We start from the raw sequence: 18411 nt of genomic DNA on the forward strand, positions 1-18411 counted from the left end.
AAAGTGCTCTGGAGGCCGCGCCGTCCGTGGCCTCCAGAGGGGTATTACTTTTCGCTGACGGGTAAATATCCCTCGATTGAGCGCATAAGCTCCTCCAGATCTGGCAATTTTTCGCTCAATTCGAAGTGGTAAGTCCCCTTGAGGTTAATGTTGTGCCAGGCCACAGGGGATGCCTGTTTGACGATATCTATTCTCTTGGTATCTCCTTGGTATTCGAAGCTGGTCAACAGCTGGCTGAGTATCCTGGAGTTGAAGTAAACGATGGCATTGGTGACCAGGCGAGCGCACTCATTCCATAGCTGGATTTCTTCGTCTGAACTGCCCCGGAACTGATCCCCATTGACGCTGCTCACGGCCCGACGCAGTTGGTGATAGGCCTCTCCCCGGTTCAGCGCGCGCTGAACATAGTTTCTTAAACTGGCATCATCGATGTAGCACAGTAGATAATTCGCTTTCACCAGGCGATTGTATTCCGTCAGGGCTTCCAGCAGCGGGTGATTGCGCTTGTACTCCGAGAGCTTTCTCACCAAGGTGGCTTGCGTTGTTTTCCGCTGCTTAAGTGATACTGCAATCCGTTGGATGGTATCCCAGTGCTGCGCAATACGATGGGTATTGATTGGCTTTTTTAAGCACAGCTGAATTCGGTGTTCTTTGTCTTCCTTGACATCAAACATGTCATTGATCACTTTGCCAACCTGGGCATAGCGTGGGGCAAACTGGTATCCGAACAGATCCAGTAACGCGAAGTTCACATGGTTCACCCCATGGGTATCGGTTGAGAGCACATCCGGAATGATGTCTGACGTATTGCTCATCAACAAATCAAAGATGTAGTGCGATTCATGTTCGTTGGCGCCGATCACTCTGGCGTTGATCGCAGCGTGATTGGCGATCAAGGTCATGGCAGAAACACCTTTTTGAGTGCCAAAGTACTTCGACGAATAACGGGTTTTGAAGGTCTCGCGCCGGGCTTCGAACTTTTGACCATCGGCACTGGCGTGGATCACATCTTCCTGGATGTTGTAGTACCGGAAGATGGGTAGCTTGGCTGTCGCGTTATTGATGTTGTCGTTAGCAGCATTCAATGTTTCCAGGCGAAGATAGTTCGCCTGGATAGTGCTGAGCTGATCATAGGTACGATCAGAGATCTGTGCCATGCCGTAAATGCCTTGATTGGTTGCATTGCCGACCAGAATTGCCAACAGGTCATATTCATGGGAACGGCTTCTGGATTGGGAACCCAGCACATGAGCGAAGCAGTCAATGAAACCGGTGTCACGATCAACCATGCGCAGTACATCCGCAATCCCCGTTGTGGGAATTTGCTGGAAGAAGGGATTGTTGACCAGATGATGTTTGCTGGCCGAAGGCAGGCGCCAGAAGCGTTTACCCTGCGGATTACGCAAGATGATATTCCGGTTGTCTTCCTGTTCAAGATATTCGCCGACTTCGTACAAACGGGTATCCAATTCCATGGCCATCTGTTTGATCAGCTTTTCAGGCTCCTCCGCTAATTTTGTAAAATGGCTCTGTTGAAGCAGCGTATATTTGTTTTTTCGCCAATGTTCCCCGTCGATCAGGTCGGCGTCGAGTGCCCGGTATTTAGTGATATCAGGCAGCGTCAGCTGGCCATTCAGGCGATCAGGAATCTGTTGATAGAGGAACCACTCATAACGATCGATCAGGATATTCCCTTCACCATCCAGCAGGAATTCACGTGATTTTTTGGAAAGGAGTCTGGTGTCGGCAGTTTGCAACTGAGCGTCCTGGCCGTTGAGTTCGTTTTGTGTTTTCGCCAAGGCGGCCGCTAAGTGCTGGGTGCCGTCGCAGCCTTCGAAGCGCAGACATAGGAACAACTCTCGCAGCAAACCTTTCCGCAGACTTTCTTTCTCGTCGCAGTACTGCCACATGGCTTCATCGACCGATCGTCGCTGCTCGTTCAGGAAGAGACATACAGATTCCAGATCCCTTTTGGTCAGCAGGCTCAGTGCTTGCTGTCTTACTGTTGCAAACGGTAGTTGCAGATCAATGCTGTCATCAATGAACAGGTGCAGTACTTCAGCTGCCTTGCTGACATTTTTAGCTGCTTTTTGCCAATCCTTAAACACCGCTTCCTGCGCATAATCCTTTGCCTTCTGTTTGGTCTGTCTGACATGATGCACAAAGCCATCGGCAATACGTTCCAGCGCTTGCTGCCATCGCGTTTGAAGATAGCACAATAAATACAGCCATTGGCTGCCTACGGTTTGACGTTTCAGTTTGGCACCGTAGTAGTCGACTTTCTCTGCCAGGTGTTGCAGATTTTTCTGCGACAGTGATAGCGTGCTCAACAGCAGATCCACTTCCGGCATCCAATGCTGGATATGGCGATAGACAATCAGTTCTTTCTCCAACTCGGTTCCGGTGAAGTTACGAGCCGATTGTCGCAACTGTCGGAACGGCAGTGGACCTGTGCCGTTCACGAGCTCCGCCAGTGCTTGCTTAAGACCGCGTGACATTGCACGCTCAAGGTGCGCGGCCATGTGTTCCTGTTCGTCTCCCACCACCTGACTGATGATCTTTTGCAGCGTGCTGTAGGCAGGGATTGCGATCTTCTGCCCCGAACAATATTCATTGGCCGCATCGAAGAGGTGCCTAGGCGCTGTCCAGGCTCTGGCTTGCTGGGATAAGTAATCTCTCAACGCCGCTCCATGGTCTTTGACATTCCAGCGCTGGTAGTTGCAGAGCTGGAAAACACGTTGGTAAATCCGTTCGTTCTCTTTTGGCGTGAGATTAAAGGGTCTACAGCCTGGGCCTGGTAGAACGGTTTGATAAACGTATTTGAGGTCCTGCTTGATCTGATGAAAGCCGGGATTCAGCACCACCGGCTTGGCTTTGAAATAGCCCAGCAGTACCACCAGCATGTAACGCTGGCCCCGATGACGGAGGCTTTTAGCGATCGCCAGTTCCTTATCGTTCAGCGAGAAAAAGAAGCGTTGGTCGGCGGAGGTGAAAGCGGGGGGTCCATATAACTCATCTTGTTCTACCTCGGACAAGATTTGGACACGTTCTTCGAATGCCATGGATTTAGCCCAAAAAGACTAAATCTTACTCAAACAGAGCCCAAATAGGGATCTCGAAAAAAGTAATACCCCTCTGGAGGCCACAGACGGCGGGGCCTCCAGAGCACTTTGTCGTTTTTGGACGGAAAATCCCTAGAACCCCAAATTTGTCTCCGTCTTGATCCTCGATGAGATTACCTCGCAGAGAAATGGTCGCACCGTCATGCATCGTTTTGGCCTGTTCGACAGTCATGATTCTTGCATCTTCAGTCCCACGATAACCTTCATCCAGAGCGTGGGCTGGCGGTGGAGCTGTATCATTTTTCAACCCGCCGTTATCATCAGCAAGCGCTGGCGACAATAAAAAACAACATAATAATGGCGTTATGGATAATTTCATATGTTCTCCTTTTGCCAAGGTTGAAATGTTAAGTGTGGTTGCTATTTATTAACACTGCGAACTGGATAAGTCTCAAATAATATTGTTTAAATTAAATCTAACGTTGGTGGGGATATAAGCGCAACGGTAGAGGAAAGTAGGGGGGGTAATATTCCGAGAAAATTAAGTGTAGCTGGATAATATAGGTCATGCCATTCATTTTGGTCTACGCTTATTAGTCTTTGTGATAAATAATGAGAGGTAATTGAATGGCTGGCTTAAACAAGGAAAAAAAGACCATCAATAAAACCAATTCTGCGCGTTTTCCGGCGCCGCCTTTTCAACAGCAGCAGCAGCCCTTTCCCGGGCTGGCGGGGAAAATGCAACCGCGCCCCGATCATGGAGAAGACAGCTATCAGGGAAGCGGTCGCCTGAATGGGCGCAAGGTATTAATTACGGCACTGTTGCAAATAGTCGGTGGTGATAAACTTATCATCCCCTTTTGCTGATGGAGCTGCACATGAACCCATTCAAAGGCCGGCATTTTCAGCGTGACATCATTCTGTGGGCCGTACGCTGGTACTGCAAATACGGCATCAGTTACCGTGAGCTGCAGGAGATGCTGGCTGAACGCGGAGTGAATGTCGATCACTCCACGATTTACCGCTGGGTTCAGCGTTATGCGCCTGAAATGGAAAAACGGCTGCGCTGGTACTGGCGTAACCCTTCCGATCTTTGCCCGTGGCACATGGATGAAACCTACGTGAAGGTCAATGGCCGCTGGGCGTATCTGTACCGGGCCGTCGACAGCCGGGGCCGCACTGTCGATTTTTATCTCTCCTCCCGTCGTAACAGCAAAGCTGCATACCGGTTTCTGGGTAAAATCCTCAACAACGTGAAGAAGTGGCAGATCCCGCGATTCATCAACACGGATAAAGCGCCCGCCTATGGTCGCGCGCTTGCTCTGCTCAAACGCGAAGGCCGGTGCCCGTCTGACGTTGAACACCGACAGATTAAGTACCGGAACAACGTGATTGAATGCGATCATGGCAAACTGAAACGGATAATCGGCGCCACGCTGGGATTTAAATCCATGAAGACGGCTTACGCCACCATCAAAGGTATTGAGGTGATGCGTGCACTACGCAAAGGCCAGGCCTCAGCATTTTATTATGGTGATCCCCTGGGCGAAATGCGCCTGGTAAGCAGAGTTTTTGAAATGTAAGGCCTTTGAATAAGACAAAAGGCTGCCTCATCGCTAACTTTGCAACAGTGCCCCACATCTTTTGTCACCAACGAGCGGCTGCCTATCACCGCACCGTGCCCGATCTTGATTCCGGGCATGACCATTGCCTCAGAGCCGATCCAAACGTCATTGCCAATGACAGTATTACCTGCTTTTTGGAAGGCATCGAGTGCGCTTGAGAATGCAGGTTCTTCCTGCATATAAAAGAACGGGAAAGATGATGCCCAGTCGTACCGATGCCCCTGATTGCCAGCCATGATAAAGGAAGCCCCACTCCCGATAGAGCAGAAACTACCGATGATCAACTTATCAACGTCATCACGGTCCGGAAACAGATACCGTGCGCAGTCATCGAATGAGTGCCCATGATAGTAGCCAGAGTAATAGCTGTACCGCCCAACTTTGATATTGGGGTTCTTCACTTGCTCAGAAAGCAGCTTGCCTTTGAAGGGGCTATCAAAGTAGTTGGTCATAAGAGATCCCGCGGTCTGTGACTTTGCCGTCTAACGTTTGAAATAAGGGGCGCCGAGCGCCAGCGAGGGGAGCCAAAAGCTTGCTTTTGGCCGTCCCGACTTGATTGAAGGGTTGGGCGATTTTGCCATTAGATTTTTTATAAATTTAGTGTGTTTAGAATGGTGATCGCATTTTTCTTGGCTTTTATGCTTGATGTTAAATTCGACCCCAAGTTTCCTGTAAGTGCGGACACAAAAACATATTTATGTCCTGATTTGCTTATAATAAACCCTTCAAACCATCCGTTTTGTAAGGTTCTATTTGCTGTGAATCCTGCACCAGTTTTCCCATACAGTTTTGTACTATTATCCAGATCTTGTAGATACATGTTCTCTATGGTGTTTTCTATGGCTGAGTTTTTAACTGGGAGATTGTGATTAATAATTTTACGCAGGAATTGAATTTGTTCTTCTGGTGAAATTTTTAAGCTACTTTCGAGCCATGCTTCTGTTAATCCGTTGTTTCTTTCTTTATCTCCAGAGAAGTCTTGATTTCCATAATCAAAATCTTTGAGATAATTCTTGATTTTATTTAATCCAATTTTTTGGGTTATTTCTTGCGAAACCCAAACAACAGAAAATTGCATCCACGTCTTTGGTGTATGATTGCTGTTCCAGATCTCCATTCCTTTGGGGGTTTTATCCCATTTGAATATGGTTTTCTGATCTATTATTTCCGCATCAAATGCCATAAGTGATAATGCGATCTTGAAAGTTGAATCTGGTGCCATTTGCGTTGCACACTTTGCTTTATTGAATTGAGCAATTTCAGCGTTTGTGGATGCATCGTAAAGTAAAAAACAACCTTCAGTTCCTTCAAATAATGGAGATGCAACAGTAGAGATATCTGTTGATGCACTGGCGCTGCTGTAGATAATATTTGCAATTATTAAAAAAATAGCGAAGTTGATATGTATTGTGTTTTTCATAATAAGTATTGGTTTGGTAAAGGGCTTAATTTTAACGGCTAACAATTAATGAGGCTCCGGGTTCGCCCAACGTTTGACATGAGGGGCGGCCAAGGGCGCCAGCCCTTGGACGTCCCCCTCGATGGAAGGGTTAGGCATCACTGCGTGTTCGCTCGAATGCCTGGCGTGTTTGAACCATGTACACGGCTGGACCATATGGGGTGGTTACGGTACCTTGCCTCTCAAACCCCGCTTTCTCGTAGCATCGGATCGCTCGCAAGTTGCTCGGCGACGGGTCCGTTTGGATCTTGGTGACCTCGGGATCATTGAACAGCAACTCAACCAGAGCTCGAACCAGCTTGGTTCCCAAGCCTTTGCCCAGTTGTGATGCATTCGCCAGTAACTGGTCTATTCCGCGTACTCCTGGATCGGTTTCTTCTTCCCACCGTCCGTCCCCGCTTCCAAGAGCAACGTACGACTGGGCATACCCAATCGGCTCTCCATTCAGCATTGCAATGTATGGAGTGACGGACTCTTGCGCTAAAACGCTTGGCAAGTACTGTTCCTGTACGTCAGCAAGTGTCGGGCGTGCTTCTTCTCCGCCCCACCACTCGACGATATGAGATCGATTTAGCCACTCATAGAGCATCGCAAGGTCATGCTCAGTCATGAGGCGCAGTGTGACGGAATCGTTGCTGTTGGTCACGATGCTGTACTTTGTGATGCCTAACTTTGTTTTTGCGTTGCTCATGATGTCTAACTCCCAATTTGTGTAGGGCTTATTATGCACGCTTAAAGGCACTGTTGCAAAGTTAGCGATGAGGCAGCCTTTTGTCTTATTCAAAGGCCTTACATTTCAAAAACTCTGCTTACCAGGCGCATTTCGCCCAGGGGATCACCATAATAAAATGCTGAGGCCTGGCCTTTGCGTAGTGCACGCATCACCTCAATACCTTTGATGGTGGCGTAAGCCGTCTTCATGGATTTAAATCCCAGCGTGGCGCCGATTATCCGTTTCAGTTTGCCATGATCGCATTCAATCACGTTGTTCCGGTACTTAATCTGTCGGTGTTCAACGTCAGACGGGCACCGGCCTTCGCGTTTGAGCAGAGCAAGCGCGCGACCATAGGCGGGCGCTTTATCCGTGTTGATGAATCGCGGGATCTGCCACTTCTTCACGTTGTTGAGGATTTTACCCAGAAACCGGTATGCAGCTTTGCTGTTACGACGGGAGGAGAGATAAAAATCGACAGTGCGGCCCCGGCTGTCGACGGCCCGGTACAGATACGCCCAGCGGCCATTGACCTTCACGTAGGTTTCATCCATGTGCCACGGGCAAAGATCGGAAGGGTTACGCCAGTACCAGCGCAGCCGTTTTTCCATTTCAGGCGCATAACGCTGAACCCAGCGGTAAATCGTGGAGTGATCGACATTCACTCCGCGTTCAGCCAGCATCTCCTGCAGCTCACGGTAACTGATGCCGTATTTGCAGTACCAGCGTACGGCCCACAGAATGATGTCACGCTGAAAATGCCGGCCTTTGAATGGGTTCATGTGCAGCTCCATCAGCAAAAGGGGATGATAAGTTTATCACCACCGACTATTTGCAACAGTGCCCTATTTTTCGGGGATCTGATTGCCCTCTGGCAATATCATTCAGCACGCCATAGTCGGCATCATGGTCCATTCGCCAGAAAACCGAAGCACCGGCATCAGCCAGGCGTGGAGAAAACTGGTATCCCAGCAGCCAGAAAAGGCCAAAGACAAGTTCGCTGGCACCTGCTGTATCGGTCATAATTTCGGTTGGATTCAGCCCGGTCTCCTGTTCCAGAAGACCTTCCAGCACAAAGATAGAGTCCCTCAGCGTCCCCGGTATAACGATGCCATGAAAGCCGGAATACTGATCGGACACAAAGTTGTACCAGGTGATCCCTCTGTTATTACCAAAGTATTTGCGGTTCGGTCCGGCATTGATTGTTCTGACTGGCGTAACAAAGCGCATTCCATCTGCAGATGCCACTTCTCCTCCACCCCATATCTGTGCCAGTGGCAGCGTTGCCTGAAAATCAACCAGTCTGGCATTAGCGCTGGTGATAGTTTCAGCCCGCAGATAGTTCGCTTTTGTCCAGTTCAGCCGGTGTCGGGTCAGTGCAGGAACATTTGATCTGATCAGTGGTTCCAGACCGATATTGCAGGCTTCAGCCATCAGCACGGCGCTGATGCTGACGGGCAGATCATCAACTCTGGCACTGGCTTCACTAGCATGGAAAAACTCATCAGCAAATCCGGTATGGGCGTTAATTTCGAGCAGCAACTCCGTTAAATCCACCGGAGGGAGTAGATCACTGATCATTTTGCTCAGTCGTTTCAGACTGTCCGGCTCATCAAGACTGGCGAGGGGAGAAATTGTCAACCGGGGCTTCGGGCCAGAAACATCGAGTTCGACAGCCTCATTTTCGCAAAGACGTGCAGCAACCTGTCTGTAACGACTATCAAGCTGATGACCCAGAGATTTTATTGCTTCCTGCGGGGCTGTCGGGTGCCCCAAAGAACGATAAACCTTAATCCGGTTTGCCTGCCAGTCAGCACCCTGTAGTAATCTTGCACGAGGATCTCCCCACCGGTTACTGCCGGTAACGTAGACATCCCTCCGCCTCAGACTATCCTGCAGTTTACTGAGAAAGCAGAGCGTGTATCCCCTGCGGGTGATATGTTTTTCCTTGTTAATCACCAGCCGTTTCCATGACCGACTGATAATTTCCGTTGGTGCGTCGTCAAAAAACTGCCGCCGTGAGCTGAACTCCCGGCTGAGGTAGTCACAGGCATTCAGAGTGGTAACCCCGGCAGGTGCGGATGAAAATTTAACGGTATTCAGCAGATGGGGCAGGAAACGACGAACGCGCCCGTACTGCTCCACCATTTCTTCATGAAAATTATCGTCTGAGGGCCGGGCAATTTCACGGACAAGCGTGATGATTTCAGCCAGCTTTTGCCTTGGGATGTAGCTGAACACCTCAGCACGAATCGATTCGTCCGGTGTTTCTTCTTTCAGCAGGTACGAACATGCGCTGGCGAGCGCCAATGCAGATTTATCCAGATCCTTCAGCGAGCGGAGCCGTTTTTTCTGCCCAATCTTTCTGGCGTCACGGATGATAACGGCCAGCATGGCGTCCAGAACGTCCAATGCATCATCCAGCGCCAGCGTTTCCCATGCAAGGACAAAGGCAACCAGAACCGCCATCCTTTTCTGCGGTGACATCCTGGCAATATTGAACACCGAAGTCATACCAGCATAACGTGCGAGATTTTTCAGGCGCACAGCCGGGAGTGTACTCAGGTTTTCAGCATGCAGGCCAAAATCGTTCAGAGTTTTCCAGCGTTCAATTGCTTCATTAAACGCCGGACCACTGATGGTCACAGGGCCCTTTTTCAGTGATTCCAGTAAAGACAGGCGGCTGCAATCAGTTGGCCCCAGCAGCATCTCCAGCTGTGAACGCTGTTCGGCTGACGGTATCAGTGCCAGTTTGTTCCACAGGCGCAACGTCGCCTTTTCCCTTACCTCTGAAATCAACCGGGTCAGCGTAGTGGCTCCGGGGAGAATAATACGATGTTGCATAAGCCACCCTGTCGCCAGATCGAAAAGCAGGCCAGGACGTTCGTTGCTTATCCAGCTCCGGGTATAAAAGACGGGTAAGGCGAAATGTCCAGGGCCAGGCAAATTCACGATACTGATAGTGCTGACGTATCAGCGCTGCATGCTCACGGCGGGTATTTTCCCTCTGACCGTATTCTGCAAGAACGGTGATATCACGAATCCCGAGCTGTCTGGCGGTAAAATGCCGGACGCCGGAAGGAATATGACCTGGGACCTACGTGCGCCCGCACCGACACCCTCACACCTTCGAGCTACTGTTGCCATTAAGGGGTCGTTTCGTGGTGCTGAATTTTGACGATCGGGGTACCGTCACCCATCGGGCGATATTGGGGGAAACCTGTACGGTGCTGGAGATGGCCGCAGGAACCTGGCATGCCGTGCTGTCGCTGGATACCGGTGGCATAATTTTTGAAGTAAAACACGGTGGCTATCAACCCGTGGCTGCCGATGACTATGCGCACTGGGCTCCAGCGGAAGGAGAACCAGGAACCACGGAGCTTATGGCCTGGTATGCGCAAGCGCAGGTGGGCGACAGCACTTTTGCCGTCTAAGGCGATAAACAAAAACGGAATGAGTTTCCCCATTCCGTTTCCGCTATTACAAACCGTCGGTGACGATTTTAGCCGCCGACGCTAATACATCGCGACGGCTTTCTGCCTTAGGTTGAGGCTGGGTGAAGTAAGTGACCAGAATCAGCGGCGCACGATCTTTTGGCCAGATCACCGCGATATCGTTGGTGGTGCCATAGCCACCGCTGCCGGTTTTATCCCCCACAACCCAGGAAGCAGGCAGTCCAGCCTGAATGCTCGCTGCACCGGTGGTATTGCCTTTCATCCATGTCACCAGCTGCGCCCGTTGGCTGTCGCCCAATGCTTTACCCAGCGTCAGATTCCGCAGAGTTTGCGCCATTGCCCGAGGTGAAGTGGTATCACGCGGATCGCCCGGAATGGCGGTGTTTAACGTCGGCTCGGTACGGTCGAGACGGAACGTTTCGTCTCCCAGCTGTCGGGCGAACGCGGTGACGCTAGCCGGGCCGCCAACGTGAGCAATCAGCTTATTCATCGCCACGTTATCGCTGTACTGTAGCGCGGCCGCGCTAAGCTCAGCCAGTGACATCGTCCCATTGACGTGCTTTTCCGCAATCGGATTATAGTTAACAAGGTCAGATTTTTTGATCTCAACTCGCTGATTTAACAGATTCGGTTCGCTTTCACTTTTCTTCAGCACCGCGGCCGCGGCCATCACTTTACTGGTGCTGCACATCGCAAAGCGCTCATCAGCACGATAAAGTATTTGCGAATTATCTGCTGTGTTAATCAATGCCACACCCAGTCTGCCTCCCGACTGCCGCTCTAATTCGGCAAGTTTTTGCTGTACGTCCGCCGTTTGCGCATACAGCGGCACACTTCCTAACAACAGCGTGACGGTTGCCGTCGCCATCAGCGTGAACTGGCGCAGTGATTTTTTAACCATGGGATTCCTTATTCTGGAAGATACGAAATAACAACAACATGAATAGTCCCTAAATTCCACGTGTGTTTTTTATTAGCTTCAAAAATCACTATTTCACGAAGAATTTAGACTGCTTCTCACACATTGTAACATTATTTACAACCACCTTTCAATCATTTTTGATAAATCATTGATTTCATCTTTGCTGCAATGATACTTAATAAACTCTGCAAGTTATCCACAGAGCAACACTCAATTTTATTGATGATATTCTTATTATACCAGACATTTTTCATACACTCCCTTGTACGGATAGTTTTCCGACAACTTCATGATTACATATCTTGCGGTTTTGATTATTTTTGCTGCAAGAAATACATACTTCAAACGAAAGGTCTTTATTTGCTGTCTGTATTCTGAAGAGTCCAAGGAATCAAACTTGAACAACAAAAATAGGTTATATGAAAGCATCATCATTTGAAACACGGCTTCATTCGCCCAAAATGACTTTAGCAAGAGATGACCCACCGCCATGTCGTATTTGGCTTCTTTGATATAGTTTTCAGCATTACCACGCTTTTCATAGTATATAACTACTTTTTCAGAAAGCAAGGTAGTATTTGTTACAAAGAAAAAGTAGTCGTATTCGGAACCTTCTAAAAGTGATAATTGTGCTCTTTCTTTTTCTGGTTTCAGTACGCGAGATACGACAAATCTTCTGTCTTTTTCCCATTTAACTAATTTTGTATACAGTTCTGTAGTTTCTCTACCTTCTTCTCCTTTAACGAATACAATTGATGAATTCGTTGCTTGTGAGGTGAGTGTAGAATAACTTTTGGCTTTAATTAAATATTTGCATCCAAGAGATTCTATCGTTTCGATAATTTTTTCATCAAAGTAGCCACTATCCATTCGAAATAAAATTTCTAAATCGTCTGATTTGATGTTAGCAACAATTTCTTTGATCATTTCCGCAGCACCGTTTGCAGTGTAAGTATTGCCACTTCTTACAAATCCGGTAACATATGCTTTTAATTCGTCGCAAAATGCAAATTGGATATTGTAGCATCGGTTTCCCAGTTTCTTAGGATTATATCCTTTTGACGCACCTTCTTGATGACCTTCTACGTTAATTACACTACTATCAATATCAATCGTAATGGATGTCAATTTACTTTTAGTGAGCAGTTTTTTAAAGACTTTAAAATTAATGTCTCTAAACATTTGGGTTGTCTTGAAGTTGAAGTTTCCTAGAAACCGTGACACTGTTTCAGGTTCTTTTACGGAAATATCAAACTCGTTGACGAGGGGATCATTTTGAAGTAGCTTTAGACGTTCTAACTTATCAATGCCAATGAAGTGACCGCAGAGCATGGTCTTTATATGATTCATCTTGATTTTATTTGTTGAGTCATTATCAAATACGAGGTCATTTTCAATAAAATCAAAAATCCCATTGCTTTTTGCATTCTCAAGGAGCAGAAAAAGACCTGCATTTGATGTTAGATTCTTAGCTTTGAAATCAATTTTATTAATCATAATTAGAACCCCTTTTTACTACTTTTCTTACTATTATTTTACCATATATCGAGTCATAAAAGCTGATAATTTAACATATTTTTGAGCACTTTTCTTTCACCCAATGGGTGAAAGCTGAATTTCGAAGGAATGCATATTTATCAAGGCTTTGATTATGCTTTTTGAAGTACTGACGTAGAATCTAGGTATGATTCATATCGGTGAGGAAGGTGCCCAGAAAACGGACACATCCAATTTGCAGGGCAATGCCCAGACGGTTGTGATCACCTCTGCTTTTTCCGATAAATTCCTTGTCTGCTTCATCAAGGTGAAAATATCGTGCCAGCTGAAGCTCATCCGGTTCACCGGTGAATCTGCCATAGCTTTCAGTCTGCTCAGTGGTCAGAAAGTCAACGGGCATATCGGCCTCCCTGCCTGACGGGCATTTAGTAACATTTTTCCAACCGTACGAAATGTTATAAATTATCGGACATCGTAAAACTGTTACATTAATATGTCTATTAAATCGTAAATTTGTAATAATAGACATGAGTTGTCCGATATTCGATTTAAGGTACATTTTTATGCGACTTTTTGGTTACGCTCGGGTCTCAACCAGTCAGCAGTCTCTTGATCTTCAGGTCAGAGCACTCAAAGACGCAGGTGTGAAAGCAAACCGTATATTTACCGATAAGGCATCCGGCAGTTCAACAGACCGGGAAGGGCTGGATTTGCTGAGGATGAAGGTGGAGGAAGGTGATGTCATTCTGGTTAAGAAGCTCGACCGTCTTGGCCGCGACACTGCCGATATGATCCAACTGATAAAGGAATTTGACGCTCAGGGCGTGGCAGTCCGGTTCATTGATGACGGGATCAGTACCGACGGTGATATGGGGCAAATGGTGGTCACCATCCTGTCGGCTGTGGCACAGGCTGAACGCCGGAGGATCCTAGAACGCACGAATGAGGGCCGACAGGAAGCAAAGCTGAAAGGAATCAAATTTGGCCGCAGGCGTACCGTGGACAGGAACGTCGTGCTGACGCTTCATCAGAAGGGCACTGGTGCAACGGAAATTGCTCATCAGCTCAGTATTGCCCGCTCCACGGTTTATAAAATTCTTGAAGACGAAAGGGCCTCGTGATACGCCTATTTTTATAGGTTAATGTCATGATAATAATGGTTTCTTAGACGTCAGGTGGCACTTTTCGGGGAAATGTGCGCGGAACCCCTATTTGTTTATTTTTCTAAATACATTCAAATATGTATCCGCTCATGAGACAATAACCCTGGTAAATGCTTCAATAATATTGAAAAAGGAAGAGTATGAGTATTCAACATTTTCGTGTCGCCCTTATTCCCTTTTTGCGGCATTTTGCCTTCCTGTTTTTGCTCACCCAGAAACGCTGGTGAAAGTAAAAGATGCTGAAGATCAGTTGGGTGCACGAGTGGGTTACATCGAACTGGATCTCAACAGCGGTAAGATCCTTGAGAGTTTTCGCCCCGAAGAACGTTTTCCAATGATGAGCACTTTTAAAGTTCTGCTATGTGGTGCGGTATTATCCCGTGTTGACGCCGGGCAAGAGCAACTCGGTCGCCGCATACACTATTCTCAGAATGACTTGGTTGAGTACTCACCAGTCACAGAAAAGCATCTTACGGATGGCATGACAGTAAGAGAATTATGCAGTGCTGCCATAACCATGAGTGATAACACTGCTGCCAACTTACTTCTGACAACGATCGGAGGACCGAAGGAGCTAACCGCTTTTTTGCACAACATGGGGGATCATGTAACTCGCCTTGATCGTTGGGAACCGGAGCTGAATGAAGCCATACCAAACGACGAGCGTGACACCACGATGCCTGCAGCAATGGCAACAACGTTGCGCAAACTATTAACTGGCGAACTACTTACTCTAGCTTCCCGGCAACAATTAATAGACTGGATGGAGGCGGATAAAGTTGCAGGACCACTTCTGCGCTCGGCCCTTCCGGCTGGCTGGTTTATTGCTGATAAATCTGGAGCCGGTGAGCGTGGGTCTCGCGGTATCATTGCAGCACTGGGGCCAGATGGTAAGCCCTCCCGTATCGTAGTTATCTACACGACGGGGAGTCAGGCAACTATGGATGAACGAAATAGACAGATCGCTGAGATAGGTGCCTCACTGATTAAGCATTGGTAACTGTCAGACCAAGTTTACTCATATATACTTTAGATTGATTTAAAACTTCATTTTTAATTTAAAAGGATCTAGGTGAAGATCCTTTTGATAATCTCATGACCAAAATCCCTTAACGTGAGTTTTCGTTCCACTGAGCGTCAGACCCCTAAAAGAACTTTCCGCTAAGCGATAGACTGTATGTAAACACAGTATTGCAAGGACGCGGAACATGCCTCATGTGGCGGCCAGGACGGCCAGCCGGGATCGGGATACTGGTCGTTACCAGAGCCACCGACCCGAGCAAACCCTTCTCTATCAGATCGTTGACGAGTATTACCCGGCATTCGCTGCGCTTATGGCAGAGCAGGGAAAGGAATTGCCGGGCTATGTGCAACGGGAATTTGAAGAATTTCTCCAATGCGGGCGGCTGGAGCATGGCTTTCTACGGGTTCGCTGCGAGTCTTGCCACGCCGAGCACCTGGTCGCTTTCAGCTGTAAGCGTCGCGGTTTCTGCCCGAGCTGTGGGGCGCGGCGGATGGCCGAAAGTGCCGCCTTGCTGGTTGATGAAGTACTGCCTGAACAACCCATGCGTCAGTGGGTGTTGAGCTTCCCGTTTCAGCTGCGTTTCCTGTTTGGGGTCGTTTGCGGGAAGGGGCGGAATCCTACGCTAAGGCTTTGGCCAGCGATATTCTCCGGTGAGATTGATGTGTTCCCAGGGGATAGGAGAAGTCGCTTGATATCTAGTATGACGTCTGTCGCACCTGCTTGATCGCGGCCGCGATAGCTAGATCGCGTTGCTCCTCTTCTCCATCCGCGTTCCAAGCTGCGGAAAGGCACCCATAAGCGTACGCCTGGTCGAGCAGGCGACGCGGATCGACGTCCAGCGCACGAGAGAATGCGTCCGCCATCTGTGCAATGCGTCTAGGATCGAGACAAAGGTCGTCTCTGTCAGCCGGATCGTAGAACATATTGGCGGCGCCAAAGCCCACTTCACCGACCAGACCGACGGGATCTATCACCAGCCAGCCGCGACTGGAGAACATGATGTTTTCATGATGCAGATCGCCATGTAGCCCACGCAGTTCCGAGGCATTGCTCATCATTTGATCGGCTATAATCGCCGCGTGGACGTAGTCAGTTTGACAACCTGCGTTTTGATCATCGCGCGCCCGCTGAAACAAAGCTGCAAAGCGATCCCGGATCGGGAGAAGGGCAGAAGGCAGGGGTTCCTCAGATGCGGCATACAGCTTCGCCATTAGTTCCGCTGCAATTTCGGTCGCCTGGTAGTCGCCGTGCTCGGCAACGATGTGAGAGAGCATTCGCTCCCCGGCATATTCGAGCAACATCAGATTGTTCTCACGACCGAGCAACCGGACTGCTCCCCTCCCATTGCGCCATACCAGATAGTCGGCCCCGCGCAGTTCATCAGCAATGTCTTCTATAGGTTTCAATCCCTTGACGATTGCAGGAGTCCCGTCTGGCAATGAAACTTTCCAAACGAGGCTGGAAAAGGTGTCCGCAATGAGAACAGGTTGCGAAACGTGCCAATGAGCAGGAAAAACAGGCGGCATGAACATCAACCCCAAGTCAGAGGGTCCAATCGCAGATAGAAGGCAAGGCGTTCGCGGTCGGGGGCTTCGATCCCCAATACATTGAATAGGACAGCGAAGGCGCGCTCTGCTTCATCTGGCGCTGCCCAGTTCTCTTCGGCGTTAGCAATCATGAGTGCCAAATCGGCATAGCGATCTGCTGTTCCGAGCCGCCCAAGGTCGATCAGACCCGTGCATTGAAGAGTTTTAGGGTCCACCATGAAGTTCGGCATGCAGGGATCACCATGGCAAACAACCATATCGGTGCGCTCTTGGTCGAGCCGCACCGGTAGCTCTCGTTCGACACGAGCCAAAAGATCGAGCTGCGGCGTACTCTTGTCCTCGTCCGGTAAGAAGTCGGGATTGACGGCATTGCGGGACACCACATCAACGGCGCGTCCGAACATTCGCGACAGCCTGCGCTCAAACGGACATTGATCAACCGATAGGCTGTGAACAGCGCCAAGTTGCTGCCCCATTGACGGCCACGCTTTGAGCAAATCCGCTCCAGACAGATCAGCCGCCGGTACTCCCGGAATTGCCGTTATCACCAAGCATGCACCCTCCTGTTCCTCCTGCCAGTTGATGACCTCGGGGCAAGCCACACCTCGACCTTTGAGCCAAATGAGGCGGTCACGCTCTCCAGCGAGCTCACCGCGGCGGGAAGCAGGTGCGATTTTCGCGAAGGCATGCCCGTCACCACGTCGAAAAACAAAATCACCAGATTCTCCGCCTCTGACAGGCAACCAGTCAGAATGCGATTCACCAAAAAAATATTAGTTCGATTCAATGGAGGTTCCTTCAGTTTTCTGATGAAGCGCGAATATAGAGAAATATCCCGAATGTGCAGTTAACGAATTCTTGCGGTTTCTTTCAGCGCCGCCAATACCGCCAGCCCGTCGCGCAAGGGGCGCGGCTCGTGTGTGCGGATGAAGTCAGCTCCACCTGCGGCGGCGGCAAGCTCTGCAGCGAGTGTCGCGGCCCCGACATCCCCGGACCACGGCCTGTGAGCGCGCGCAGAAAGGATTTGCGCGAAACAGACAGAAGCACCGGCAAATCGAAGCGCAGCCGCAATTCATCGAACCGCGCCAGCACCGAGAGCGAGGTTTCGGGAGCAGCCCCAGAAAAACCCCATGCCGGGATCAAGGACAAGGCGGTTGCGTTTGATACCGGCACCCGTCAGCGCCGCGATGCGCGCGTCAAAGAACGCCGCAATGTGATCCATGATGTCGCCAGCGGGTGCCTCGCGCCGATCTGCCTGCCCGTCTTGCACCGAATGCATAACGACGAGTTTGGCAGATGATTTCGCCAATTGCGGATAGAACGCAGCGTCTGGAAAACCGCGAATATCATTGAGATAGGCCACACCACGCGACAAGGCATAGGCTTGCGTCGCGGGTTGATAACTGTCGAGCGAGACGGGAATGCCATCTGCCTTGAGCGCGTCCAGCACCGGCGCGATACGCGCGATTTCTGTGTCGGACGAAACAGGCGCGGCGTCGGGATTGCTGGATGCCGGACCGAGGTCGATCACATCTGCCCCCTCGGCCATCAGCTTACGCGCCTGCGCAATGGCTGCGTCTGGCGCCAGATACCGGCCTCCATCGGAGAAACTGTCCGAGGTTATGTTGACGATGCCGAAAATGATGAGCGATTTATTCATGGGGGCTTCTATAATAATAATAATCGAGCATGAGTCTCATACGGATGCTCGGGTCGAAAGGGAATCCCCAGGCGAGTAACCTGTTTGCGGTGCTCCATTAGCTGCAGGAGCAGAATAGCATACATCTGGAAGCAAAGCCAGGAAAGCGGCCTATGGAGCTGTGCGGCAGCGCTCAGTAGGCAATTTTTCAAAATATTGTTAAGCCTTTTCTGAGCATGGTATTTTTCATGGTATTACCAATTAGCAGGAAAATAAGCCATTGAATATAAAAGATAAAAATGTCTT

10 protein-coding genes and 9 pseudogenes are annotated in these 18411 nt (G+C 49.3%); 6 read left to right on the forward strand and 13 right to left on the reverse strand.

All coding sequences use genetic code 11. The features are described 5' to 3' along the window. Nucleotides 1-44 precede the first annotated feature (44 nt). Entirely contained in the window at nucleotides 45-3062 is a 3018-nt protein-coding gene (locus tag ACLHV8_RS22975) for a Tn3-like element IS3000 family transposase (RefSeq protein WP_410117783.1), read from the reverse strand. A gap of 25 nt (nucleotides 3063-3087) precedes the next feature. Then, complete coding sequence (locus ACLHV8_RS22980) at nucleotides 3088-3441, reverse strand: hypothetical protein (RefSeq protein ID WP_022631167.1); 354 nt, start codon at nucleotides 3439-3441, stop codon at nucleotides 3088-3090. A gap of 248 nt (nucleotides 3442-3689) precedes the next feature. On the opposite strand from ACLHV8_RS22980, the pseudogene ACLHV8_RS22985 reads away from it, so the two are divergent. Together ACLHV8_RS22985 and ACLHV8_RS22990 are read left to right on the forward strand one after the other, a co-directional pair. Continuing rightward, nucleotides 3690-3905, forward strand: a pseudogene (locus ACLHV8_RS22985) (NAD(P)-dependent dehydrogenase); the annotation flags it as partial. A gap of 35 nt (nucleotides 3906-3940) precedes the next feature. After that, entirely contained in the window at nucleotides 3941-4645 is a 705-nt protein-coding gene (locus ACLHV8_RS22990) for an IS6-like element IS26 family transposase (protein ID WP_001067855.1), read from the forward strand. 53 nt (nucleotides 4646-4698) lie between these two features. On the opposite strand, the pseudogene ACLHV8_RS22995 reads toward ACLHV8_RS22990, so the two are convergent. From ACLHV8_RS22995 to ACLHV8_RS23015, 5 genes and pseudogenes are all read right to left on the reverse strand, one after another. Then, a pseudogene (locus ACLHV8_RS22995) lies at nucleotides 4699-5139 on the reverse strand (CatB-related O-acetyltransferase); the annotation flags it as partial. A gap of 137 nt (nucleotides 5140-5276) precedes the next feature. Further along, nucleotides 5277-6107 carry an oxacillin-hydrolyzing class D beta-lactamase OXA-1 gene (locus tag ACLHV8_RS23000; RefSeq protein ID WP_001334766.1) on the reverse strand — a complete coding sequence of 277 codons (831 nt, stop codon included), beginning with the start codon at nucleotides 6105-6107 and terminating at the stop codon, nucleotides 5277-5279. A gap of 130 nt (nucleotides 6108-6237) precedes the next feature. Next, nucleotides 6238-6792 (reverse strand): fluoroquinolone-acetylating aminoglycoside 6'-N-acetyltransferase AAC(6')-Ib-cr5, encoded by a 555-nt coding sequence (locus ACLHV8_RS23005; RefSeq protein ID WP_063840321.1) that lies wholly within the window; start codon nucleotides 6790-6792, stop codon nucleotides 6238-6240. Nucleotides 6793-6935: 143 nt separating this feature from the next. Next, nucleotides 6936-7640, reverse strand: coding sequence for an IS6-like element IS26 family transposase (locus tag ACLHV8_RS23010; RefSeq protein WP_001067855.1), 705 nt, complete (start codon nucleotides 7638-7640; stop codon nucleotides 6936-6938). Between the two features lie 67 nt (nucleotides 7641-7707). After that, nucleotides 7708-9934 (reverse strand): annotated as a pseudogene (locus ACLHV8_RS23015) (Tn3-like element Tn3 family transposase); the annotation flags it as partial. Nucleotides 9935-9947: 13 nt separating this feature from the next. On the opposite strand from ACLHV8_RS23015, the pseudogene ACLHV8_RS23020 reads away from it, so the two are divergent. Beyond that, nucleotides 9948-10292: pseudogene (locus ACLHV8_RS23020) on the forward strand (WbuC family cupin fold metalloprotein); the annotation flags it as partial. A 46-nt stretch (nucleotides 10293-10338) separates the two neighbouring features. Here the strand turns inward: ACLHV8_RS23020 and ACLHV8_RS23025 are convergent. From ACLHV8_RS23025 to ACLHV8_RS23035, 3 genes and pseudogenes are all read right to left on the reverse strand, one after another. Continuing rightward, on the reverse strand, nucleotides 10339-11214 hold the full coding sequence (locus ACLHV8_RS23025; protein ID WP_000239590.1) for an extended-spectrum class A beta-lactamase CTX-M-15: 876 nt from the start codon (nucleotides 11212-11214) through the stop codon (nucleotides 10339-10341). A gap of 255 nt (nucleotides 11215-11469) precedes the next feature. Further along, complete coding sequence (locus ACLHV8_RS23030) at nucleotides 11470-12732, reverse strand: IS1380-like element ISEcp1 family transposase (protein ID WP_000608644.1); 1263 nt, start codon at nucleotides 12730-12732, stop codon at nucleotides 11470-11472. Nucleotides 12733-12925: 193 nt separating this feature from the next. After that, nucleotides 12926-13132, reverse strand: a pseudogene (locus ACLHV8_RS23035) (DUF4158 domain-containing protein); the annotation flags it as partial. Nucleotides 13133-13295: 163 nt separating this feature from the next. Here ACLHV8_RS23035 and ACLHV8_RS23040 point away from each other — a divergent pair. From ACLHV8_RS23040 to ACLHV8_RS23050, 3 genes and pseudogenes are all read left to right on the forward strand, one after another. Beyond that, a complete protein-coding gene (locus tag ACLHV8_RS23040) occupies nucleotides 13296-13853 on the forward strand; it encodes a recombinase family protein (RefSeq protein ID WP_001235713.1) in 558 nt (185 codons plus the stop codon). 182 nt (nucleotides 13854-14035) lie between these two features. Then, nucleotides 14036-14895 (forward strand): annotated as a pseudogene (blaTEM, locus tag ACLHV8_RS23045) (TEM family class A beta-lactamase). Between the two features lie 208 nt (nucleotides 14896-15103). Beyond that, nucleotides 15104-15508: pseudogene (locus ACLHV8_RS23050) on the forward strand (IS91 family transposase); the annotation flags it as partial. Nucleotides 15509-15614: 106 nt separating this feature from the next. On the opposite strand, the gene ACLHV8_RS23055 reads toward ACLHV8_RS23050, so the two are convergent. The 3 genes and pseudogenes from ACLHV8_RS23055 to sul2 all read right to left on the reverse strand — a co-directional run bounded on the left by ACLHV8_RS23055 (nucleotide 15615) and on the right by sul2 (nucleotide 18126). Then, nucleotides 15615-16451 carry an aminoglycoside O-phosphotransferase APH(6)-Id gene (locus ACLHV8_RS23055; RefSeq protein WP_000480968.1) on the reverse strand — a complete coding sequence of 279 codons (837 nt, stop codon included), beginning with the start codon at nucleotides 16449-16451 and terminating at the stop codon, nucleotides 15615-15617. Continuing rightward, a pseudogene (aph(3'')-Ib, locus tag ACLHV8_RS23060) lies at nucleotides 16451-17253 on the reverse strand (aminoglycoside O-phosphotransferase APH(3'')-Ib). Before aph(3'')-Ib ends, ACLHV8_RS23055 begins: the two are co-directional and overlap by 1 nt. Nucleotides 17254-17313: 60 nt before the next feature. Then, nucleotides 17314-18126, reverse strand: a pseudogene (gene sul2, locus ACLHV8_RS23065) (sulfonamide-resistant dihydropteroate synthase Sul2). Nucleotides 18127-18411 lie beyond the last annotated feature (285 nt).

The organism is Enterobacter sp. CPE_E863, assembly GCF_046521465.1.
GTDB classification, from domain to species: domain Bacteria; phylum Pseudomonadota; class Gammaproteobacteria; order Enterobacterales; family Enterobacteriaceae; genus Enterobacter; species Enterobacter adelaidei.

Bases quoted from the DNA above. Each gene is read 5' to 3' on its own strand.
- ACLHV8_RS22975 (WP_410117783.1), bottom strand. From the start codon at position 3,062: ATGGCATTCGAAGAACGTGTCCAAATCTTGTCCGAGGTAGAACAAGAT.
- ACLHV8_RS22980 (WP_022631167.1), bottom strand. From the start codon at position 3,441: ATGAAATTATCCATAACGCCATTATTATGTTGTTTTTTATTGTCGCCA.
- ACLHV8_RS22990 (WP_001067855.1), top strand. From the start codon at position 3,941: ATGAACCCATTCAAAGGCCGGCATTTTCAGCGTGACATCATTCTGTGG.
- ACLHV8_RS23000 (WP_001334766.1), bottom strand. From the start codon at position 6,107: ATGAAAAACACAATACATATCAACTTCGCTATTTTTTTAATAATTGCA.
- ACLHV8_RS23010 (WP_001067855.1), bottom strand. From the start codon at position 7,640: ATGAACCCATTCAAAGGCCGGCATTTTCAGCGTGACATCATTCTGTGG.
- ACLHV8_RS23025 (WP_000239590.1), bottom strand. From the start codon at position 11,214: ATGGTTAAAAAATCACTGCGCCAGTTCACGCTGATGGCGACGGCAACC.
- ACLHV8_RS23030 (WP_000608644.1), bottom strand. From the start codon at position 12,732: ATGATTAATAAAATTGATTTCAAAGCTAAGAATCTAACATCAAATGCA.
- ACLHV8_RS23040 (WP_001235713.1), top strand. From the start codon at position 13,296: ATGCGACTTTTTGGTTACGCTCGGGTCTCAACCAGTCAGCAGTCTCTT.
- ACLHV8_RS23055 (WP_000480968.1), bottom strand. From the start codon at position 16,451: ATGTTCATGCCGCCTGTTTTTCCTGCTCATTGGCACGTTTCGCAACCT.